Consider the following 20170-nt stretch of genomic DNA (forward strand, 5'->3'; position numbering starts at 1 on the left):
TGTACCACCTGACGGCCTGCCCATGTCCGTACGACGCACCGGCGGTGCGGCCCCGTCGGGGTGGGTGGGCGCGGCGTACCGGAGGGCCACGGCCTTGCCGGGCGGCACGGGCCCCTCGTGCCGGACCGCGGGACGGGTGGGGCAGGTGCGACGGCTGCGGTCATGGCGGCCGGGCCCTTCGCCCGGGAGCGGGGCCGTGCGGTGCGCGGGGGCGGTGTGTGCGGCCCAGGCGCGTACAGCGGGAGGGGCGGGGAGCGGCCGTACGGACGGAGAGGAAGGCGGGTCAGGCGGACAGGGCGGGGATGATCGTGGAGCCGTAGGCGTCGATCGTCGCCTCTCTCGCGTCGTGCATGGCATAGACGGCGAACTGGTCGACGCCCAGGTCGCGCAGCGCCTCGAGCTTGTCGATGTGCGCCTCCGCCGGGCCCAGCAGGCAGAACCGGTCGACGATCTCGTCGGGCACGAAGGCCGTGTCCGGGTTTCCGGTGCGGCCGTGGTGGCCGTAGTCGTAGCCGGACCGTCCGGCGATGTACGCCGTCAGCGCCTCCGGCACGAGGTCCGAGTGTTCGCCGTACCGGGAGACGAGGTCGGCGACGTGGTTGCCGACCATCCCGCCGAACCAGCGGCACTGCCCGCGGGCATGGTCGAGGTCGTCGCTCACGTAGGCGGGTGCGGCGACGCAGATGGTGACCGAGTCCGGGTCCCGGCCCGCGTCGGCCGCCGCCGCGCGTACCGCTTTGATCATCCACTCGGTGAGGTAGGGGTCGGCCAGCTGGAGGATGAAGCCGTCCGCCTTCCGGCCGGCCAGAGCGAGTGCCTTGGGACCGTAGGCCCCCATCCACACGGGGAGTCTGCCGTCCTTCACCCAGGGGATGCGGACCTGCTGCCCGTCGACGACGGCCTCTCGCCCCTCGGCGAGATCGCGGATCACCTCGATGGCCTCGCCCAGCCTCGCCAGGGTGTTGGGCTTGCGGCCGGCCACCCGCATGGCCGAGTCACCGCGCCCGATGCCGCAGACGGTGCGGTTGCCGTACATCTCGTTGAGGGTGGCGAAGGTGGAGGCCGTGACCTCCCAGGTGCGCGTGCCCGGGTTGGTCACCATCGGGCCGACGATCAGCCGCTCGGTGTGCTCCAGGATCCGGCTGTAGATGACGAAGGGCTCCTGCCAGAGCACGGCCGAGTCGAACGTCCAGCCGTAGCGGAACCCGTTGCGTTCGGCGCGGCGCATGAGCCCGACGACGGCCGAGGCGGGCGGATCGGTCTGGAGGACGAGTCCGAAATCCATGGCTGCTCCTGGTCGAGGAACGGGCAGGCGGCGCACAGGGGGTACGTGTCGCGGCCGGGCGCGGCCGGTGAGTCGTGGGGCGCTGCCTCGGGTGACGTGCTCCGGAAGATCCTTCCACATCGGGACGTGCCGGACGGTGTACGGCGACGTCTGGGGAGCGGGTCGCGGGGGACAATCCTGGACCGGTTTCCGCGCCTTGGGAAGAGGTCGTCTACACGCGTCCACCGCGAGGGGAGGGCGCCGGTGCCCGCGACGTGCGGGCCCGGCTCTTTCACCAGTCGTGGACGGTTCCGTCCTGGAGCCGGTTGACCGGCAGGTAGGCCGCCTCGTACGGGTGGGCGGCAGCCAGGTCCTCGTCCAGTTCGACGCCGATGCCGGGGGTCTCACCCGGGTGCAGGTGACCGTCCGTGAAGGTGTACCCGTGGCGGAACACCTCCTCGGTGAGCGGGTTGTGACCGGAGTACTCCTGGATGCCGAAGTTGTGCACGGCGAGGTCGAGGTGGATCGCGGCGGCCATACCCACCGGGGAGATGTCCTCCGGGCCGTGCACCGCGCTTCTGATCTGGTACTGCGCGGCGAAGTCGAACAGCTTGCGCAGCGGTGTGACACCACCGAAGTGGGTGACCGCCGAACGCACGTAGTCGATCAGCTGCTCGGTGATCAGGGCCTGGTAGTCGTGCATGGTGTTGAACACCTCGCCGATGGCCAGCGGTGTAGTGGTGTGCCGGCGCACCATGCGCAGCGCCTCCTGGTTCTCGGCGGGTGTGCAGTCCTCCAGCCAGAACGGGCGGTACGGCTCCAGGTCCTTGCCCAGCCGGGCCGCCTGGACGGGCGTGAGCCGGTGGTGGGCGTCGTGCAGGAGGGGCAGTTCGGCGCCGAACTCGGCGCGTACCGCCTCGAACACGGCAGGCATGTGGCGCAGGTAGGCGTCGGTGTCCCAGTCCTCCACCAGAGGGCGGGCCTGCTGGTGCGGGACGGGCGCGCCTCCGGCGTCGGTGGTGGACACCCCGTACACGGCCTTCAGCCCCGGGATGCCCGACTGGATGCGGACGGCGGGGTAGCCCTGGGCGAGGCGGGCGCGTACCGAGTCGAGCAGTTCGGGGATGTCGCGGCCGTTCGCGTGCCCGTACGTGCCGACGCGGTCCCGGCTCGCACCGCCGAGCAGTTGGTAGAGCGGAAGCCCGGCGGCCTTGGCCTTGATGTCCCACAGCGCGACGTCGACCGCGGCGATCGCGGCCATCGTCACCGGCCCGCGCCGCCAGTAGGCGCCCCGGTACAGGGACTGCCAGGTGTCCTCGATCCGGTGCGGGTCCAGACCGACGAGCAGGGGTGCCACATGGTCGGTGAGGTAGCCGACGACGGCGAGTTCCCTGCCGTTGAGGGTGGCGTCACCGAGGCCGGTGAGGCCCTCGTCGGTGGTCAGCTTGAGGGTGACGAAATTGCGGCCGGGGCTGGTGACGACGACCTTCGCGTCGACGATCTTCATCGCGCTCTCTTTCCGGGTGCTGCGGGAGGTGCCCCCGTAGCCGGCGCCGGACGAGGGAGAGGAGCCATTCAGCCCGTCGACGCGCCCGAGGTCAACCCGGCCCCCGGGCGCTTCCGTCCGGACACGGCGGCCCGCACCGCCACCGGTGTCACACGTACTGGCAGATCCCCCGTGGCAGGTACGCCCCGTGGCCCGCGTGGCCCACGTACGCACGGTCCTCGATCACCGCCACCCCGCGGGAGAGCACCGTCTCCACCCGTCCCGTCACGCGCTTGCCCTCGTAGGCCGAGTAGTCCACGTTCATGTGGTGCGTCTCGGCGGAGATGACCTGTTCGGCGTGCGGGTCGTAGATGACGACGTCGGCGTCGGACCCCGGCGCGATGGTCCCCTTCTTCGGATAGAGCCCGAACATCCGGGCCGGGGAGGCGCAGGCGATCTCGATCCAGCGACGCCGGGAGATATGGCCGTCCAGCACCGCCTGATGGAGGAGGTCCATACGGTTCTCCACGCCGGGCATGCCATTGGGGATCTTCGAGAAGTCGCCCCGGCCCATCTCCTTCTGCCCCGAGAAGCAGAACGGGCAGTGGTCGGTGGAGACGACCTGCAGTTCGTCGTTCCTGAGGCCGCGCCAGAGCGCTTCCTGGTGCTCCCTGGGCCGCAGAGGGGTGGAGCAGACGTACTTGGCGCCCTCGAAGCCGGGTTCGGCCAGGTTGTCCGTGGACAGGAAGAGGTACTGCGGGCAGGTCTCACCGAAGACCGGTAGCCCTTTGTGGCGGGCGGAGGCGATCTCGGCGAGGGCTTCGTCGGCGGAGACGTGGACGACGTACAGGGGCGAGCCTGCGACCCGGGCGAGCTGAACGGCGCGGTGGGTGGCCTCTGCCTCCAGCGCCACCTTGCGCACGTCGCCGTGGTGGCGGGGGTCGGTACGGCCTTGGGCGAGGGCCTGTTCCACGAGCACGTCGATGGCGATGCCGTTCTCCGCGTGCATCATGACGAGACCGCCGTTGCCCGAGGCCCGCTGCATGGCGCGCAGGATCTGCCCGTCGTCGCTGTAGAACACTCCGGGGTAGGCCATGAAGAGTTTGAACGAGGTGACGCCCTCAGCGACCAGGAGATCCATCTCCTTGAGCGAGGACTCGTTCACGTCGGACAGGATCATGTGGAACGCGTAGTCGACGGCGCAGTTCCCGTCCGCCTTCGCGTACCAGGCGTCGAGCCCCTCGCGCAGCGGCCTGCCCCTGGTCTGGACGGCGAAGTCGACGATCGTGGTGGTGCCGCCCCACGCGGCGGCCCGGGTGCCGGTCTCGAAGGTGTCGGAGGCGAACGTCCCGCCGAACGGCATCTCCATGTGCGTGTGGGCGTCGACGCCGCCCGGGAGGACGTACTTCCCGGTGGCGTCGATCCTGTGGTCGGCGCTCCAGCTCCCGGCGGCGTCGGTGCCGTGGGCGGCGAGGGCGGCGATGCGCCCGCCCTCGATGAGTACGTCGGCGTGGATCTCGTCCGACGCGGTGACGACGAGTCCGCCGTGGATGACGGTGCGGCTCATGTACCCCTCCTCGCGGTGGCGGAATGGCTGCTGCTGATCGATGACGGTGCGGGGCAGGGGGCGGGCGGGGCCTCGCCTCGCGCCGTGGCGTCGGGCCCGGGTCGTGACGTCGCCCCGCCCCGGGGCCGTGTCACCCCGTCCCGGGCCCGGTCATCCGGCCGCGTGCAGGGCGTCGGCCAGGATCGCCGCGCCCTCCTCCGCCTCGGCGACCGTGAGCGTGAGCGGCGGTGCGATCCGCAGGACGCTGGTGTCGTGGCCGCCGCCCTTCCCGATCAGCAGCCCGCCGGCGCGGGCGGCTTCCAGCACGGCCGCCGCGGCCTCCGGATCCGCCTCGTCGGTGCCGGGCTTCACCAGCTCGATGCCGATCATGAGCCCCCGGCCGCGCACTTCCCGAACGGCCGCGGATGCCGCGCCGACGGCCCGGAGCCGCTCGATGAGCAGCCCGCCGACCCGCCGCGCGTTGCCCTGGAGGTCGTGTTCCAGCAGGTACGTGAGGTTGGCGAGGCCGGCGGCCATGGTGACCGGGGACCCCCCGAACGTCGAGATGGAGTTGGCGTCCAGGCAGTTCATGACGTCGGCGCGGGCGACGACTCCGCCGACGGACATGCCGTTGCCGATGCCTTTGGCGAACGTCAGGATGTCCGGCGGCCCGCTCGAAGCGTGGGCCTGCCAGCCCCAGAAGTGGTCGCCGGTGCGTCCCCAGCCGGTCTGCACCTCGTCCGAGATCCAGAGGATGCCGTGGCGGGTGAGGACCTCCCGGAAGGCCGCGTACAGCCCGTCGGGAGGCGCGGTGAAGCCGCCGACGCCCTGGATGGGCTCGGCGATCAGTGCCGCGGCTCCCCGTGTGTGTCCGAGCAGGTCCTCCAGGTCGGCCACGCACGCCTCGATGAACCGCTCGTCGCTCAGCTCCGCGTAAGGTCCCCTGCTGCGGACCCCACCGTGGACGTACAGGGTCTGCAGCGGCGACAGACTCGTCGGCGACCAGGCCCGGTTGCCCGTGACGGACACCGCCGAGAACGACCTGCCGTGGTAGCTGTTGCGCATCGCCAGGATCTGGTTCGACCTGCGGTACGCCGTGGCGAGCAGCAGGGCGGTGTCGTTGGCCTCGGTGCCCGAGGTGGTGAAGAAGACCCGTGCGTCGGGGATGCCGGAGAGCTGGGCGACGCGCTCGGCGAGCTCGACCATCGGGCGGTTGAGGTAGAGCGTCGAGGAGTGGATGATGCGCCCGGCCTGCTCGGAGACGGCTTTCGTCACCTCGGGGAGGGCGTGCGCGGTCATGGTGGTGAGGATGCCGCCGAAGAAGTCGAGGTAGCGGTTGCCGTCCGCGTCCCAGACGTGGCGCCCCTCGCCGTGGGTGAGCTCCAGGGGGTGGCGGTAGTAGAGGGCCAGCCAGCCGGGGCTGACGGCGAGGTGCCGCTCGTGCAGACCGCTCACGGCTCCACCAGCCCGTCGTACGCGTCCGGCCGGCGGTCCCGGTAGAACGCCCACTGCTGCCGGACCTCCTCGATCACGCCGAAGTCGAGGTCGCGCACGACGAGTTCCTCCTCCTTGTCGCTGGCGACCTCGCCCACGAACTGCCCGCGGGGATCGACGAAGTAGCTGGTGCCGTAGAAGTCGTTGTCGCCGTACTCCTCCTGACCGACCCGGTTGATCGCGGCGACGAAGTACTCGTTGGCCACGGCGGATGCGGGTTGTTCCAGCTGCCACAGGTGCCCGGAGAGGCCACGCGAGGTGGCCGACGGGTTGTACACCAACTGCGCTCCGTTAAGGCCTAGTTGGCGCCAGCCCTCGGGGAAGTGCCGGTCGTAGCAGATGTACACGCCCACCTTGCCGACCGCCGTGTCGAAGACGGGCCAGCCGGCGTTCCCCGGCTTGAAGTAGTACTTCTCCCAGAAGCCTTTGACCTGTGGGATGTGGTGCTTGCGGTACTTGCCGAGGTACGAACCGTCGGCGTCGATCACCGCGGCGGTGTTGTAGTAGAAGCCGGACTGCTCCAGCTCGAAGACGGGCACGACGATCACCATGCCGGTCTCGCGGGCCAGGTCACGCATCCGCCGGACGGTGGGCCCGTCCGGCACCGCCTCGGCCCACCGGTAGTGCTCGGGTTCCTGCACCTGGCAGAAGTAGGGGGCGTTGAACACCTCCTGGAAGCCGATGATCTTCGCGCCCTGCCGGGCGGCCTCGCGGGCATGGGCCTCATGCTTGGCGATCATCGACTCGGTGTCGCCGGTCCAGGTCGCCTGGACGAGTGCGGCGCGTACGACGTGGGACATGAGCTGCTCCTTCGACGTGGCGTCAGAGAGCCTCTACGCGTTTTCTACGCACGTAGACACAGTGCGTAGGAGGAGAACGTAAGCCCCGCCACACGGCGGGGCAAGACCATCGCCGTGAACCGGCGGAGTCGATCATGTTTCACACCCGAGCGGTCCACACCTGACGGGTGCGGGCCCCGTCCGGCGCGCGCAGGGTCCCGTAGGCGGCCCGGACGAACGGCGCGAGCGGGGTGGGAGCCGTGTCGGTGAGGGCCACGAGCTCCGCTCCCGGACCCCGGGAGGAGACCCGCGAAGGGCGTGAAGCCGCGGGTGCCTCCGGGTCTGTCGGGGCATGCGCAGCGCCGGGTGCGGTCTGCCGTGCCAGTGCCCGGCCGCCTGGGCCCGGTCGGGGTCGCAGTCGGTGTCGGAAAGGCCGAGCGGGGTGGTGACGCGCTCGGACGGCAGCGCCTCGAGGTCGGCCCCGCTGCCGCCGGCCGCGCGGGCACCACCGGGGTGGGCGCGCTGATGGTGGGGCCTGCGGCCTCGATCAGCGCGCCCCGCTCCACACCCCGGAGGCCGAGCGCCTCCTGCCGCCGCGGACGGCCGCCACGGCCGTACCCGGTCCCTTGGCCGCCGGGACGAGGGGACGGAGACGGTCGGGTCAACGGCGGCCCCGCGATCCTCTGCCCCGGCGCCGTGGACGCGAGCACCCGCTTCGAGACCGGCTCGCCCACGGACTGGATCAGGAAATATCCCCGCGAGTCCGTGGCGCCGGGGCAGGACCCGTGGCCTTGCCATGGAGCGCGCTCCAGCCCGTAGCCTCCGGTGACCACCGACCGAAGGGGGAACCGTATGCGTTACACACTGTTCGGCAGGACCGGGTTGCGGGTCAGCGAGCTCGCCCTGGGCGCCATGACATTGGGCAGCCACGAATCGGAGCCGGAGGGCGTCCGGAAGGTCAGCGGGCGCATCCTCGACGCCTACACCGAGGCGGGCGGCAACTTCGTCGACACGGCAGACATCTACGGCGCCGGGTCCTCGGAGTCGGTCCTGGGCTCACTCCTCGGGCGCCGCCGGGAGAGCCTCGTCCTGGCCAGCAAGTACACCTGCGCGACCGCCGACGGCGACGTCAACGCGGCCGGCAACCACCGCAAGAACCTCGTGCGGTCGGTGGAGGCGAGCCTGGACCGGCTGCGCACCGACCGCCTGGACGTGCTGTGGGTCCACGCCCGGGACAACTTCACACCCGTCGAGGAGGTGATGCGCGCACTCGACGACCTCGTACGCACCGGGAAGGTGCTCTACGTCGGCGTCTCCGACTGGCCCGCCTGGGAGATCGCGCAGGCCTGCACCCTTGCCGAGCTGCGCGGCTGGACCGCGTTCGCGGGCTCGCAGCTGCGCTACAGCCTGCTGGAGCGGACACCCGAGCGCGAACTGCTGCCGCAGGCCCACGCCTTCGGCCAGGCCGTCTTCGCCTGGAGTCCGCTCGCCCGCGGCCGGCTCACGGGCAGGGGCCCCGGCGCCGGGCCCGCCGCCGACGACGGTCAGGAGGAGACACGGCGCCGCGAGCAGGAGACCGTCACCGCTGTCGTGGAGATCGCCGAGCAGGGCGGCTGGACACCGGCCCAGGTGGCACTGGCCTGGCTGCGCGGACGGCCGGGCAACATCGTGCCGATCATCGGCGCCTCCACGGAGCGCCAGCTCGCGGACAACCTCGCCTGCCTCGACGTGCGGCTCGACGCCGACGCGGTCGAACGGCTGGACAGGGCGAGTGCCGTGCCGCTCGGCTTCCCGCACGACTTCCTGCGCGACCGGGGGGTCACCGGGACGGTGTACGGCGATCGCTGGCGGGACATCGAGGACCGCCACTCCCCCACCCTGCGCACGGTCGACGGGTCGCCGTACTGACGGTCACGGCGTCACGGTCCCTGCCACCCGCAGCGCGTGGACCAGGTCCCGCTCCCGCGCCGCGGACACCTCGCGGGCGGCCGCGAGCAGCCGGGGCACGAGGCCGTCCGGCCCGCCCTCGGCGATGCGCGCCGCGTCCTGCGCGCTCCGCACGCGGACGAAGGCGCCGAGCAGCGCCCGCGCCTCCGGCTCCAGCCCCGCCCGGTCGAGGGCCACCACGGCGTCGGCGATCTCGGCGGCGGGCCGCGCCACGCCCTGCCGGAGGACCTGGCCGCAGTCCTCGGCACGGCCGGCCGAGGCCAGCGCACCGGCCGCGGCGGCCAGTTGGGCGGGCTGCAGCGAGGACACCTCCCAGAGCAGGGTGGCCCAGTCGGCTGCAAGACCCGCCCGGTGCAGGGCCACGGCGAGTACGGGCAGGTGGGCGGCGGGCCGGACGGCTGCCTCGCAGAGCACGGCGTGCGCCTCCCCGCTGCGACCCTGGGCACGCAGCCGGACGAGCAGCCCGACCGTCTCGTCGGCGGCGAGGCGGGCGGCCGGGCCGGCCGCCGTGGTGGTGGGTGGGGAGCCCGCGGAGCCCGTGCCGTCCGCCGGGGCACCTCGGAAGCGGGCCCCGCGCGGGGCGGCGGAGCCCGCTGAAGGGCCGGGCAGGGCGGGGTGGGTCGTCGGCAGGGGGCTGGGGCCCGCGTCGTCCCCCGGATCCAGGCCGGCGAACCGCGCGCCTCGCGGCTTACCGCGTCCCGGCGCGGGCGCGGGTCGGGCCGGTTCGTACGGCTCATCGGGTACGCCGTCCCGCTCTTGCCGCACGCCGTCGTCCGGTGGCCCGGCCGGGCCACCGGACGCGGGGTCCGGGAGCACGCTGCCGGCCCCCCGGGGGCGCGGGACGCGTTCGGCCCCGGGCCCGTGTCCGGGCCCGGCGCTCTCCACTGCCGTGAGCCGGCTGCGCAGCTCCGCGCAGCGGGCCGTCGCGCGCGTGTGGTCGTCCCGCGCCCAGGCGAGGGCCTCCGCGTCCGCGTCCTCGGTGGATGCCCCCTCCGCGCCGGCGGCTCGCAGCCGGTGGGCGGCGTAGGCCTGTTCGCGGGTCATCAGCCCCAGCCTGTCGACGAGGGCCTGCCGTCCGCCCGGGCGTCTGTCGTGCGCGCCCACCGAAGCGGAGTACAGCGCGGCGGCCCGCTCGGACTCCTGTGCGGCGTGCCTGGTGCCGCGCAGCACGGCCAGATCCTGGAGCAGTGACTCGACGACGTCCCAGGGGGGTACCTCGGTGCCGTCGAAGCAGGCGCGCATGCCGTGCGGATCGCGCGCACAGAAGACGCCGTACCAGCCCTGTCCCGGATCGAGCAGGGTGGCCAGCTCTCTCAGGTAGTGCGCGAACTTCCCTACCGCGCTCATGTGTTGCTGCACTGTCATCGCCGCCTTCGCCGGCCCGACGACTGGAGCGTTCCAGTCCGCAGGCATTCGACCGCAGGCGTGTTACGGACGGACTACGCAGGCTTTTCCGTCCCGGGGCATCCGCGGCGCGAGGCGGCCGGCGCGCGTCTCAGAAGGTGACGGCGATCCCCGTGTGGGGCCGCTTGCCGAGCCGTACGACGGTGGCGGGCCGTTCCACGAGCCAGTACTTCCATGTGTACTTGCGGGCCAGCAGCTTGCGGACCGTCGCGGTCCCGGCCTCGTCGAGCAGCCGGGCCCTGCCCTCGGCGCTCGGCGCGCCTTCGGCGACCCGGCCGCGGACGTCGCAGACGGTGACGCGCACACGGCCGTCGCGGCGCAGCCGCTCGACCTTCCAGGAATCGGACCTCGTCCAGATGTACAGCACGCCGTCCTCGGCGGCCGCCCAGACGGGGGTGGCCACGGGCGTGCCGTCCTTCCGGTACGTGATCAGACTGACGTACTCACTGCGGGCGAAGTCCTGGAGGGTCACCGACGTGACCCTACTCCGCCCTACGCGGTGAGCGGCAGCGCCCCCGGCGGCCCGGACAGGGTCAGAGGCACGGGGGCCGGCTCGGGCACGCACCGCGTGAGCAGTTCGTCCATCGACAGCCCGAGAGCTGCCGCCAGGGCCGCCACCGTGAAGAAGGCCGGGGTGGGGGCCCGGCCCGTCTCGATCTTGCGGAGCGTCTCGGCGGAGATTCCCGCACTCGCCGCGACCGCGACCATGCTGCGTCCGCCACGCGCCTCGCGCAGCAGTGCGCCGAGCCGCTCGCCGCGGCGGTGCTCTTCGGGGGTCAGGGGTGTCCGTACCATGCCGTCATTCTAATACCGGCCCGGACGGTATAGTAATTGGCTTGATGCGATCGTGGCGGCGCGCCCCGCGGCGCCGCAGGCCGCGCAGAGGACGCGCATGCGCGTACGCGCCGGTGGGAGTCGCCTCTCACCGGAGGCGGAGGGCCCCTGCGGGCCCTCTCACCGGAGGCGATGCGGGCGGGCCCCGCAGGGCCCGAGCCCGGCCGGCGTGACCTCCCGGCCCCGTCGCCCAGGCCGTACGGTCACCGACGGCCGCCCGGCCGCACCACCATCGCCGAGCCGCCACCCCTGCGCACCTTCTCCGCGGCCGCGAGCCAGCGCCCGTCCGGCAGCCGCTGGACGCCCGTGGCCGCCCCGATCTCCGGGTTCGCCTTGAAGACGTGACCGAGGGCCTCCAGCTGCCCGCGCACCGGGCTGTCCCACAGACCCGGCTCGATCTCGGTGGTGGCCGAGTTGCGCTGACTGGCGCGCGGCGCCGCGATCGCCTCGACGAGCGGCAGCCCGCGGTCCACGTGGCCGGTCAGCGACTGCAGCACGGTGGTGATGATCGTCGCGCCGCCCGGCGAGCCCAGTGCCAGTACCGGCCTGCCGTGCTCCAGCACGATGGTGGGCGAGATCGACGACCTCGGCCGCTTGCCCGGGCCGGGCAGATTCGGGTCGTGGACCGCCGGGACGGCTGGTGCGAAGGAGAAGTCGGTCAGCTCGTTGTTGAGCAGGAAGCCCCGCCCCGGCACGGTGATGCCGCTGCCGCCCGTCGACTCGATGGTCAGGGTGTACGCGACCACGTTGCCCCACCGGTCGGCGGTGGTCAGGTGGGTCGTGTTCTCACCCTCGTACGTCGTCGGGGCGGCCGTGCCACCCGATGCGCAGGGAGCGGGGCGGCGCGGATCACCCGGGGCCAGCGGGCTGGTGAGGACCGCGTCGTCCCTGATGAGGCACTCACGCGAGTCGGCGAAGCGCCGGCTGAGCAGGCCGCGTGTCGGCACGTCCTCGAAGGCCGGGTCGCCGACCCAGCGGCCCCGGTCGGCGAAGGCGATCCGGCTCGCCTCGATGAGACGGTGCAGGTACTGCGCCTCGCTCGCCTTCGACAGGTCGGTGGACGCCAGGATGTTGAGTGCCTCGCCCACGCTCGTACCGCCCGACGAGGAGGGTGCCATGCCGTAGACGTCGAGGCCGCGGTAGCCGACCTTCGTGGGTGCCCGGTGCAGGGCCCGGTACGTCTTCAGGTCCTTGGCCGCGAGGTCACCTGGACGCACCACACGGGCCGCGTCCGGGTCGACGGGCGGCCTGCGCACCGTCGACACGATGTCCTGGGCCAGCTCACCCCGGTACAGCTCGTCGACGCCCTCGCGGCCCAGGGTCTCGTACGTGCGGGCCAGGTCGGGGTTCTTGAACACCGAGCCGGTCACCGGGAGCCGGCCGCCCGGCAGGAAGAGCTTCGCGGAGGCCGGGAAGTCGGCGAACCGTGCCTGGTTGCCCGCGGTCTGGGAGCGGAACGTGTCGTCGACGACGAACCCGTCGCGGGCCAGCCGCTCGGCCGGCTCCAGCAGCTTGCGCAGCGAGGTGCTGCCCCAGGCGTCGAGCGCCTCGTCCCAGGTGGCCGGGGTGCCGGGAGTCCCCACGCTGAGGCCGCTGGTGACGGCGTCACTGAAGGGGATCGGCTGCCCCTTCTCCAGGAACAGCGAGGAGTCCGCGCTGCCGGGTGCCGTCTCCCGTCCGTCGATGGTCTGCACGGTGCGCTCACCGGCGTCGTAGTAGACGAAGTAGCCTCCGCCCCCGATTCCCGCCGAGTAGGGCTCGGTGACACCCAGTGCGGCCGCTGTCGCCACGGCCGCGTCGACGGCGTTGCCGCCCTTGCGGAGCACCTCGATACCGGCCGCCGACGCGTCCGCGTCGACGCTCGCCACCGCTCCCCCGTACCCCACCGCCACCGGTGACTTGGGGGGTGGCGCGGAGGGCGCCTGCGCCGCGGGAGCCGCGGCACCGAGCGAGCCGATCACGGCGATCACACTCAAGAACGACACATTCCGGCCGACGGAACGACGCATCCGTACCTCCAGTGAAGAATCGTCCGCGCAGGGTAACTCCGCACCGGGCGGATCGTCAGGACCGCCTCGGCCGCTCGCCCGGATGACCGCTACTATGCGCGCCCATGACTGACGACGTGCGCAACATCGTGCTGGGTGTCATAGCCGCCGGGATCAGTGCGGCCCTGGGCTGGCTCACCCGCAGCTACGTGTGGCGGCGCAGACTCCGCCGTAAGCAGGCCTTCTTCGGACTGCCCGGGAACTCCGAGTGCCTGCTGGTCGTCAACCGCGAGGCGGGCGGCGGCGACAGCGCGGTCCACCGCCACGACGTCTTCGCGCTGCTCGAACTCTCGGCACTCGTCAAGGAGTGCTCGGCCCACGTACAGATCGTGTCCCACGACGGCGCACGGCAAGGCTTCGGCGAGCGTACGGAGTTCTGCGTCGGCGGGCCGGGATCGAACCGGCGGATGGCCGCGCACCTGCAGTCGCTGCTGCCCGGAGTGAAGATCAACACCGGTCCGGAGCCCGGTCCCGACCGCGCCGCCTTCCAGGTGGGCTCGGAGCGTTACCGGATGGAGTCCGGTGTCGCGGAGTACGTCCTCCTGGCTCGCCTGACGGGTGGTCAGGACGCCCGCCCGGTCTTCCTCCTCTGCGGACAGCGCGCCATCACCAACCAGGCAGCCGCGCGCTACCTCGTCCGCCATTACGAGAAGCTGCTGCGCAAGCATCGCGGCAACTCCTTCGTGCTGCTCCTGAAGGTGGTCAACTCGCAGGCGTACGGACCCGATGTGGTGGAGCTGGTCGGTGACGTGACACGTGTGGCCCAGGCCCCCCTGCCCGCGGCTCCGCACACATCGCACCGGGCCGCGGGCTGAGCTGCGCGTGGAGGTGTGCTCCGGGGCGGGAGTGTCCCGACTGCCTCCGACGGACGGCGCCTCGTGTGCGGCGAGCGGGAACAGGAGCCGGTGACGTCGAGGCGGCGAAGACGCCGGACCGGGTGACCGTGGGTCTCGAGCCGGTCGAGCCGGCCGAGGAGAGCGGCACCCCCGTCGATGTACTGCGCGACGGGGGCCCGCTCGGCCTCGGCTTACTGGTCGCAACCGCCCCCTATACCTTCCACGGACGGACACCGCGCCGGCCGTCGCGTCGCGGACCCGGAACCCTTCTCCGCCGCCCACGTCGTCCCGGCCGGTCACCGTCCCGCCCTGGTGATCGACGTGCGTCGATCCTCTGTACTTCCGGCACAACCGTCCGGCTCGCAGCTGACCTTCCCCCACCGCCCGGACCGGAGTTCCGGTCCCGGCGGCGTGAAGTGATCACCGGCCGCTGCCGTGCGGGTTCGGGCCCTGCGTGCGGATCAGGCCCGAGGCTCCTGCGTGCCCGGCAGCAGCGTTCCTGGTTCGGCGGGGGCGACGCCCACCGCCTCCGTCTTCGGATTGCGCCGCTGCCGTCTGGCCATCCAGGTCGCGAACCACGAGAGCAGCATGCACATCCCGATGTAGATGGGCGAGATGACCATGACCACCGGGATGAACGGGAGGTCGTAGTCGAGGTTGGAGGCGATCAGCTTGCCGGCGTGCAGGAACTCCTCGTAGGTGATCAGGAAGCCCAGGGAGGTGTCCTTGAGGGCCACCACCAACTGGCTGATGATGGTGGGCATCATCGCGCGGACGGCCTGCGGGGCCAGGACGTGGGTGGTGACCTGCGTCTTGCGCATGCCCAGCGCGTACGCGGCCTCCCGCTGGCCCCGTTCCACGGAGTTGATGCCGGTGCGGAAGACCTCCGCGAGCACGGAGCCGTTGTACAGGGTCAGACCGGCCACCAGTGCGGGCAGCGGCTGCACCTTGAGGGCGACGAAGATGAAGAAGATCATCACCAGGACGGGCATGGCCCGGAAGAACTCGACCAGCAGCGTCGAGACCCAGCGCACCGGCCGGTGCGCGGAGAGCCGCCCGACGGCGAGCACGGCCCCGAGTGCGACCGAGAGCACCGCCGCGTACGCGAAGGCCTTGAGGGTGTTGCCGAGTCCGCGCAGCAGCAGCTCCTGGATGCCCTTGTAGGTGAAAGGGCTCCACTTGTCGGCGGTGAACTGGTCCGTGTCGAACAGCAGGTACAGCAGCCATCCGAAGGCCGCGAGGATGACGACGGTCGAGACGACCCCGTAGGTGAAGTGCCGTTTGCGTGTGGCGGGCCCGGGGATGTCGTACAGGGCGCTGGCGGAGACGGTGGAACGGGTCATCGGGCGACTCCCCAGTGCTTCTCCATCAGGTTGAAGAGCGCACTGATGGCAAGGGTGATGATGAGGTATCCGACGGCGATCCAGACGAACGACCAGATGATGCTGTAGCCGAGTTCGTTGAGGGTCTTGTAGGTGCCGAGCAGCTCGGTGACGCTGAAGGCCCCCGCGATCGCCGAGTTCTTGGCGAGGGCGATGAGGGTCGACCCTACGGGCGGGATCACCGACCGGAAGGCCTGTGGCAGCACCACGGTGCTCAGAGTCTGCCCGAAGGACAGACCGAGGCTGCGGGCCGCCTCGCCCTGGCCCGTGGGCACCGTGTTGATCCCGGAGCGCAGGGCCTCGCAGATGAAGGCCGAGGTGTAGCAGCCGAGGGCGAGGACCGCGAAGACCTCGAAGGGCAGCACCAGACCGAAGCGGGGCAGGCCGAGCAGCACGGCGAAGAACAGCAGGGTCAGCGGGGTGTTGCGGAGTACCGCGACCCACACGGTGCCGATCACCCGGAGCGAGCCGACGGGCGCGACCCGGAAGGACGCCATGACGAAGCCGAGCACCAGTGCGAGAACCGAGGCGTAGACGGTGAGCTCCAGGGTGCCGAGGAAGCCCTCGCCGTAGAGGGAGAAGTTGTCTGTCAGTACGTCCATGGCGGTGGCCGGCCCCTCAGTTCGCCGGGTAGCGGTCGATGGGCGGCGGTGTCGGCGCCGGCACTCCGGAGAGCCCCAGGGTGGCCTCGAACGCCTTCTTCCAGTTGCCGTTCTTCTCGTTCGCCTCGAGGGCGTCGTTCAGTGCGGAGCGCAGCGCGTTGTCGGAGCGCGGGACTCCGATGCCGTACGGCTCCTCGGAGAAGGGTTTGCCGACGACCTTCATCTCGTCCGGGGCCTTGGCCGCGAAGCCGAGCAGGATGGCGTCGTCGGTGGTGACGGCGTCGACCTGGAAGGTCAGGAGGTTGTCGACGCAGATCGAGTAGGTGTCGTAGGCGACGAGCTTCGCCTCGGGGTAGTCGGCGGCGATGCGCTGGTACGGCGTGGACCCGGCGGCCGAGCAGACGGTCCTGCCCGCCAGGTCCCCGGGCCCGTGGATGTCGTTCTCGTCGGTGCGTACGAGCAGGCCCTGGCCGGCCATGTAGTAGGGACCGGCGAACCCCACGAGCTTCTTGCGCATGTCGTTGATCGTGTAGGTGCCGACGTAGTAGTCGATCTGACCGTTCTGGAGCGCGGTCTCGCGGTTGGCGGAGGCGATGGTCCGGAAGCGGATCGTGTCCGGTTCGAAGCCGAGGGACGCCGCCATCATGCGGGCGATCTCGATGTCGAAGCCGGAGAAGACGCCGCTGGCCGGGTCCTTCTCGCCGAGGTAGGGCTGGTCCTCCTTGGCGCCGACGATCAGGTGGCCGCGCTTCTCGGCCTCGGTCCAGGTCTTCGACTCGGGCAGCCGGAAACCGGTGTCCACCGTGTAGTGGGGCAGCTGCTCGGCCCTCGGTCCCTTGACCGGTGGGCTGCCCTCCCTGCCGCACCCCGCGGCGAGTGCGGCGAGCAGCAGACCTGCCAGCAGGGCCGCGATCTTCCTCGTACGCAACACAGTGCTCCCTGTCAGTGCTTGAGGATCTTGGACAGGAAGTCCTTGGCCCGGTCGCTCTCGGGGGCGGTGAAGAAGTCCTCCGGAGTGCGGTCCTCGACGATGCGTCCGTCGGCCATGAACACCACGCGGTTGGCGGCGGACCTGGCGAAGCCCATCTCATGGGTGACGACCACCATGGTCATGCCCTCGCGGGCGAGCTGTCGCATGACCTCGAGGACCTCGTTGATCATCTCCGGGTCGAGCGCCGAGGTGGGCTCGTCGAAGAGGAGGGCCTTCGGGTCCATGGCGAGGGCCCGGGCGATGGCGACGCGCTGCTGCTGTCCACCGGAGAGCTGGGCGGGGAGCTTGTCCGCCTGCGAGGCGAGCCCGACCCGCTCCAGCAGTTCCCGGGAGCGCCGGTCGGCCTCGTCCTTCTTCCGCCGCCGGACCTTGAGCTGGGCGAGGGAGACGTTGGCCAGCACGGTCTTGTGTGCGAACAGGTTGAACGACTGGAAGACCATGCCGACTTCGGCCCGGAGCTGCGCGAGGCCCTTCCCCTCCTCCGGGAGCGCTTTCCCGTCGATGGCGATGCGGCCCGACTCGATCGTCTCGAGTCTGTTGATCGTCCGGCAGAGCGTTGATTTGCCCGATCCGGAGGGGCCGATGACCACCACCACCTCCCCGCGGCCGACGGTGAGATTGATGTCCTGCAGCACGTGCAACTTCCCGAAGTGCTTGTTGACGTCCCGCAGCTCGATCAACGGATCGACGGCCATACGCTGCCCTACCCACTTTTCGCTGTGTCGAGGTCAGCGCAAACTATCCAGGCCGGACACGCGCTTCGGAGCCGACACGCACCAACAGCGCATAAGGCTGTTTATCGCGTTTTGCCGACCGGTCCGCTCTCGGCCGACTCCGCGTACATCTCGGACAGCTCGGGACTTCCCGACATCGCCCAGTCGAGGCCCGCCGTGACGACATCGATCTCCCGCCCGGAGGCCAGCCGCACCACGGGCTTCCCGCCGGCCAGGATGTCCCAGGCGGCACCCGGCACCGTCCGCACGAGAACGGTGCCGAGGTAGAGGCCGGCGTCGTTGCCCAGCCAGGGAAGCTCCTCCGGGTCGTCACGCCACAACGGCGGCAGCTGGTCGAGCGCGGACAACGAGGCCGGGCTGTCGTCGAGTTCGAGTCCGCACTGTCCCGCGCGGGCGCGCAGGAGCTCGCATTCCGCGAGCAGTTCGGCCAGGCCGTCCGGATCGGTCTCGACGGCGGCCACGAGAGCCACCCCCTGCGTACCGCCCTGGCGCTTACGCCAGTTGTCCAGGAAAGGGATGTTCATGCCACAAGGGTCCCATCCCGGACGTGTTCCGCACCACAGGGCGCGCAACCGTTCCGGGAGACCTGCGGCGAAGGACGCGGGACACCCCGTCTACGCTGCGGGAATGACGTCGCAGAACTATCTTTCCGAACTCTTCTCGCTGGACGGCCGGGTCGCCGTGGTGACCGGTGGCAGCTCCGGCATCGGGCGGGCCATCGCCGGGGCGCTCGCACACGCGGGGGCGAGCGTCGTGATCGTGGCGCGCCGGGAGGCGGAACTGGTGCGTACGGCCGGCGAACTCACCGTCGAGGGCTGCCGGGCGGCCTGGGTGAGTGCGGACCTCGGCAGCAGTGACGGTGCGCGCGCGGCCGGCGACGAGGCGGCCGCGGTGTTCGGGGAGCCCGACATCCTGGTCAACTGCGCGGGCGTCAACCTGCGTCCGCCGATGAGTGAGCTGGACGAGGACGTCTGGGACACCACCATGACCGTGAACCTCAAGGCGCCCTACCTGCTCGGCCTGCGATACGGCCCCGGCATGGCCGAGCGGGGGTACGGGCGGATCATCCACATCACCTCGCAGCAGGCGCACCGGGCGTTCGTGCAGAGCGGGGCGTACGGAGTGTCCAAGGGTGCACTGGAGTCGCTGGCCCGCTCGCAGGCCGAGGCGTGGTCACCGCACGGCGTCACCAGCAACACCCTGGTGCCGGGTTTCGTGATGACCCCGCTCAACGAGCGGCTGTCGTCCGATCCGGAGAGGGTGGCGGCGCTGGCCTCGCGCACGATGGTGGGCCGCAACGGCCTGGCCGGGGACTTCGCGGGCGCCGCGGTCTTCCTGGCGAGCGCCTCCTCCTCCTACGTCACGGGGCAGTCGATCTTCGTCGACGGCGGATTCTCCGTGCACTGACGGGTCCGCGCACCGACCCGGTCCGGGACGCACGACGCCGCACACTCCCGCGGGAGTGTGCGGCGTCGTGACGCGTGGGCACCCGAGGTCCAACTCGGCTACGGAGACAAGACGCTGGGCCGCTGCACCACAGTCCGACCGAGGCCGGACCGCCGGGATTCGAACCCGGGTCCTCTTTTTTGCAGAAGGAAGTATCCGTCGCCTGCGCACCGGGCACGCGATGCGTCACCCTACGGTCTGACCCGGAGTGGCGGCATTTCTTACTCGGCGGCGGCCTCGCTCTCGGCGGCCACCGCTGCGGCGATGGTCCGTGAAGCCGCCTCCTTGTCGACGCCGAGTCCGGTGAGCACGCCCGTCCCGCCCTCGTACTCCAGCAGGGCCAGCAGGATGTGCTCGGTCCCGACGTGGGTGTGCCCGAGCCGCAGGGCCTCCCGGAAAGTGAGCTCCATGACCTTGCGCGCGCCCGCGTCGTAGGGGATCAGGTCAGGGACCACGTCGGCCGGGGGCGGCAGCACGCGGGTCGCCGCCTCACGGACGGCGTCCAGCGTGACGCCTTGCCCGACGATCACCCGCGCGGCGAGGGCGTCCGGCTCGCCCAGCAGTCCCAGGACCAGATGTCCGGTCCCCACCTCGTCACTGCCGGCGGCGTGGGCCTCGTTGTGCGAGCCCATCGCGACGTTGCGGGCCTGCTCGGTGAAGCGGCTGAAACCCTGGCCGGGGTCCAGGTCCGCGGGCTCGTCCGGCTTCTTGGGTACGAACCGCTTCTGGGCCGCCTGCCGGGTGACACCCATGCTCCTGCCGATGTCCGTCCAGGAGGCGCCCGAGCGCCGCGCCTGGTCCACGAAGTGCCCGATGAGGTGGTCGGCGATCTCGCCGAGGTGGTCCGCCGCGACGACGGCACCGGAGAGCTGCTCCAGTGCGTCCGTGTGCGTCTTCTTGACCGCCTCGATCAGATCGTCGAGACGGACGGGAGGATCGGCCGGGAGTGGTTTCGTCATGAGGCAACCCTAGGTTGACACTCTGCGGGCGTCAACCTTCAGTTGACGCACACTCGCTCTTGCCCGGGCGGGACCCTTGCTGTTGGCTGTGAGTGATCACCGCATGTGAACAGCTACGAGGGGCACTTCATGGCCGAGGACCGCGACGGCATGGTCGTCTACTGGCGGCCCGGCTGCCCCTACTGCATGAATCTCCGGCTGCGCCTGCGCCTCTCGGGGCTGTCGTACACCGAGGTGAACATCTGGCGGGACAAGGACGCCGCCGCGTTCGTGCGCTCGGTCGCGAACGGCAACGAGACGGTGCCGACGGTCTCCGTGGCGGGGCACGCCATGGTGAACCCCTCCAAACGCCAGGTGGTGCGGGCCGTCACGGAGCATGCCCCGCACCTGCTGCCGGAGGCCCCGAAGGGCCGGTGAC

The 20170-nt window shown here is 71.3% G+C and carries 19 protein-coding genes and 1 tRNA gene; 4 read left to right on the forward strand and 16 right to left on the reverse strand.

The features are described 5' to 3' along the window. Positions 1–283: 283 nt before the first annotated feature. From QFZ58_RS07550 to QFZ58_RS07570, 5 genes are all read right to left on the reverse strand, one after another. Positions 284–1285, reverse strand: a complete 1002-nt coding sequence (locus tag QFZ58_RS07550; RefSeq protein ID WP_307124139.1) for a TIGR03842 family LLM class F420-dependent oxidoreductase — start codon at positions 1283–1285, stop codon at positions 284–286. 271 nt (positions 1286–1556) lie between these two features. Then, positions 1557–2771, reverse strand: coding sequence for a D-mannonate dehydratase ManD (gene manD / locus QFZ58_RS07555; RefSeq protein ID WP_307124140.1), 1215 nt, complete (start codon positions 2769–2771; stop codon positions 1557–1559). Between the two features lie 148 nt (positions 2772–2919). Continuing rightward, positions 2920–4317 carry a dihydropyrimidinase gene (gene hydA / locus QFZ58_RS07560; protein ID WP_307124141.1) on the reverse strand — a complete coding sequence of 466 codons (1398 nt, stop codon included), beginning with the start codon at positions 4315–4317 and terminating at the stop codon, positions 2920–2922. A 150-nt stretch (positions 4318–4467) separates the two neighbouring features. Next, positions 4468–5751 (reverse strand): aspartate aminotransferase family protein, encoded by a 1284-nt coding sequence (locus tag QFZ58_RS07565; RefSeq protein ID WP_307124142.1) that lies wholly within the window; start codon positions 5749–5751, stop codon positions 4468–4470. Further along, complete coding sequence (locus tag QFZ58_RS07570; protein WP_307124143.1) at positions 5748–6590, reverse strand: nitrilase-related carbon-nitrogen hydrolase; 843 nt, start codon at positions 6588–6590, stop codon at positions 5748–5750. The genes QFZ58_RS07565 and QFZ58_RS07570 overlap by 4 nt, the downstream gene beginning before the upstream one ends. An 831-nt stretch (positions 6591–7421) precedes the next feature. On the opposite strand from QFZ58_RS07570, the gene QFZ58_RS07575 reads away from it, so the two are divergent. Further along, complete coding sequence (locus tag QFZ58_RS07575; protein ID WP_307124144.1) at positions 7422–8477, forward strand: aldo/keto reductase; 1056 nt, start codon at positions 7422–7424, stop codon at positions 8475–8477. Positions 8478–8480: 3 nt separating this feature from the next. On the opposite strand, the gene QFZ58_RS07580 is transcribed toward QFZ58_RS07575, so the two are convergent. From QFZ58_RS07580 to ggt, 4 genes are all read right to left on the reverse strand, one after another. After that, a complete protein-coding gene (locus tag QFZ58_RS07580; protein ID WP_307124145.1) occupies positions 8481–9881 on the reverse strand; it encodes a hypothetical protein in 1401 nt (466 codons plus the stop codon). Positions 9882–10011: 130 nt separating this feature from the next. Next, positions 10012–10392, reverse strand: a complete 381-nt coding sequence (locus QFZ58_RS07585) for a PPOX class F420-dependent oxidoreductase (RefSeq protein WP_307124146.1) — start codon at positions 10390–10392, stop codon at positions 10012–10014. Between the two features lie 20 nt (positions 10393–10412). Further along, positions 10413–10715, reverse strand: a complete 303-nt coding sequence (locus QFZ58_RS07590; protein WP_307124147.1) for a helix-turn-helix domain-containing protein — start codon at positions 10713–10715, stop codon at positions 10413–10415. Between the two features lie 242 nt (positions 10716–10957). Then, entirely contained in the window at positions 10958–12763 is a 1806-nt protein-coding gene (gene ggt / locus QFZ58_RS07595; protein ID WP_307124148.1) for a gamma-glutamyltransferase, read from the reverse strand. A 104-nt stretch (positions 12764–12867) separates the two neighbouring features. Here ggt and QFZ58_RS07600 point away from each other — a divergent pair, with 104 nt between their 5' ends. Beyond that, a complete protein-coding gene (locus QFZ58_RS07600) occupies positions 12868–13617 on the forward strand; it encodes a hypothetical protein (RefSeq protein WP_307124149.1) in 750 nt (249 codons plus the stop codon). A gap of 482 nt (positions 13618–14099) precedes the next feature. On the opposite strand, the gene QFZ58_RS07605 is transcribed toward QFZ58_RS07600, so the two are convergent. The 5 genes from QFZ58_RS07605 to QFZ58_RS07625 all read right to left on the reverse strand — a co-directional run bounded on the left by QFZ58_RS07605 (position 14100) and on the right by QFZ58_RS07625 (position 17871). Continuing rightward, complete coding sequence (locus QFZ58_RS07605) at positions 14100–14981, reverse strand: amino acid ABC transporter permease (protein ID WP_307124150.1); 882 nt, start codon at positions 14979–14981, stop codon at positions 14100–14102. Continuing rightward, positions 14978–15622: an amino acid ABC transporter permease gene (locus tag QFZ58_RS07610; protein WP_307124151.1), complete on the reverse strand. Its 645-nt coding sequence runs from the start codon at positions 15620–15622 to the stop codon at positions 14978–14980. Before QFZ58_RS07610 ends, QFZ58_RS07605 begins: the two co-directional genes overlap by 4 nt. Positions 15623–15638: 16 nt before the next feature. Next, positions 15639–16550 (reverse strand): glutamate ABC transporter substrate-binding protein, encoded by a 912-nt coding sequence (locus QFZ58_RS07615; protein WP_373428652.1) that lies wholly within the window; start codon positions 16548–16550, stop codon positions 15639–15641. A 14-nt stretch (positions 16551–16564) separates the two neighbouring features. Continuing rightward, positions 16565–17308, reverse strand: coding sequence for an amino acid ABC transporter ATP-binding protein (locus QFZ58_RS07620; protein WP_307124153.1), 744 nt, complete (start codon positions 17306–17308; stop codon positions 16565–16567). Positions 17309–17409: 101 nt separating this feature from the next. Further along, a complete protein-coding gene (locus tag QFZ58_RS07625) occupies positions 17410–17871 on the reverse strand; it encodes a DUF6278 family protein (protein WP_307124154.1) in 462 nt (153 codons plus the stop codon). Between the two features lie 103 nt (positions 17872–17974). On the opposite strand from QFZ58_RS07625, the gene QFZ58_RS07630 reads away from it, so the two are divergent. Next, entirely contained in the window at positions 17975–18754 is a 780-nt protein-coding gene (locus tag QFZ58_RS07630; RefSeq protein ID WP_307124155.1) for an SDR family NAD(P)-dependent oxidoreductase, read from the forward strand. Between the two features lie 144 nt (positions 18755–18898). Here QFZ58_RS07630 and QFZ58_RS07635 read toward each other — a convergent pair. Together QFZ58_RS07635 and QFZ58_RS07640 are read right to left on the reverse strand one after the other, a co-directional pair. Next, positions 18899–18994, reverse strand: a tRNA-Cys gene (locus QFZ58_RS07635). Between the two features lie 20 nt (positions 18995–19014). Then, a complete protein-coding gene (locus QFZ58_RS07640; protein WP_307124156.1) occupies positions 19015–19752 on the reverse strand; it encodes a Clp protease N-terminal domain-containing protein in 738 nt (245 codons plus the stop codon). Positions 19753–19881: 129 nt separating this feature from the next. Between QFZ58_RS07640 and QFZ58_RS07645 the strand changes: the two genes are divergently transcribed. Then, on the forward strand, positions 19882–20169 hold the full coding sequence (locus QFZ58_RS07645) for a mycoredoxin (RefSeq protein WP_307128796.1): 288 nt from the start codon (positions 19882–19884) through the stop codon (positions 20167–20169). Position 20170: the final 1 nt, after the last annotated feature.

It is taken from the genome of Streptomyces sp. B1I3 (assembly GCF_030816615.1).
Lineage (GTDB): Bacteria > Actinomycetota > Actinomycetes > Streptomycetales > Streptomycetaceae > Streptomyces.

Excerpts from the sequence above, each read along its gene's own strand:
- QFZ58_RS07580 (WP_307124145.1), bottom strand. The coding sequence starts at position 9,881 with ATGACAGTGCAGCAACACATGAGCGCGGTAGGGAAGTTCGCGCACTAC.
- QFZ58_RS07625 (WP_307124154.1), bottom strand. The coding sequence starts at position 17,871 with ATGAACATCCCTTTCCTGGACAACTGGCGTAAGCGCCAGGGCGGTACG.
- QFZ58_RS07550 (WP_307124139.1), bottom strand. The coding sequence starts at position 1,285 with ATGGATTTCGGACTCGTCCTCCAGACCGATCCGCCCGCCTCGGCCGTC.
- QFZ58_RS07610 (WP_307124151.1), bottom strand. The coding sequence starts at position 15,622 with ATGGACGTACTGACAGACAACTTCTCCCTCTACGGCGAGGGCTTCCTC.
- ggt (WP_307124148.1), bottom strand. The coding sequence starts at position 12,763 with ATGCGTCGTTCCGTCGGCCGGAATGTGTCGTTCTTGAGTGTGATCGCC.
- QFZ58_RS07590 (WP_307124147.1), bottom strand. The coding sequence starts at position 10,715 with ATGGTACGGACACCCCTGACCCCCGAAGAGCACCGCCGCGGCGAGCGG.
- QFZ58_RS07570 (WP_307124143.1), bottom strand. The coding sequence starts at position 6,590 with ATGTCCCACGTCGTACGCGCCGCACTCGTCCAGGCGACCTGGACCGGC.
- QFZ58_RS07645 (WP_307128796.1), top strand. The coding sequence starts at position 19,882 with ATGGCCGAGGACCGCGACGGCATGGTCGTCTACTGGCGGCCCGGCTGC.
- QFZ58_RS07600 (WP_307124149.1), top strand. The coding sequence starts at position 12,868 with ATGACTGACGACGTGCGCAACATCGTGCTGGGTGTCATAGCCGCCGGG.
- hydA (WP_307124141.1), bottom strand. The coding sequence starts at position 4,317 with ATGAGCCGCACCGTCATCCACGGCGGACTCGTCGTCACCGCGTCGGAC.
- QFZ58_RS07630 (WP_307124155.1), top strand. The coding sequence starts at position 17,975 with ATGACGTCGCAGAACTATCTTTCCGAACTCTTCTCGCTGGACGGCCGG.
- QFZ58_RS07575 (WP_307124144.1), top strand. The coding sequence starts at position 7,422 with ATGCGTTACACACTGTTCGGCAGGACCGGGTTGCGGGTCAGCGAGCTC.
- QFZ58_RS07605 (WP_307124150.1), bottom strand. The coding sequence starts at position 14,981 with ATGACCCGTTCCACCGTCTCCGCCAGCGCCCTGTACGACATCCCCGGG.
- manD (WP_307124140.1), bottom strand. The coding sequence starts at position 2,771 with ATGAAGATCGTCGACGCGAAGGTCGTCGTCACCAGCCCCGGCCGCAAT.
- QFZ58_RS07640 (WP_307124156.1), bottom strand. The coding sequence starts at position 19,752 with ATGACGAAACCACTCCCGGCCGATCCTCCCGTCCGTCTCGACGATCTG.
- QFZ58_RS07620 (WP_307124153.1), bottom strand. The coding sequence starts at position 17,308 with ATGGCCGTCGATCCGTTGATCGAGCTGCGGGACGTCAACAAGCACTTC.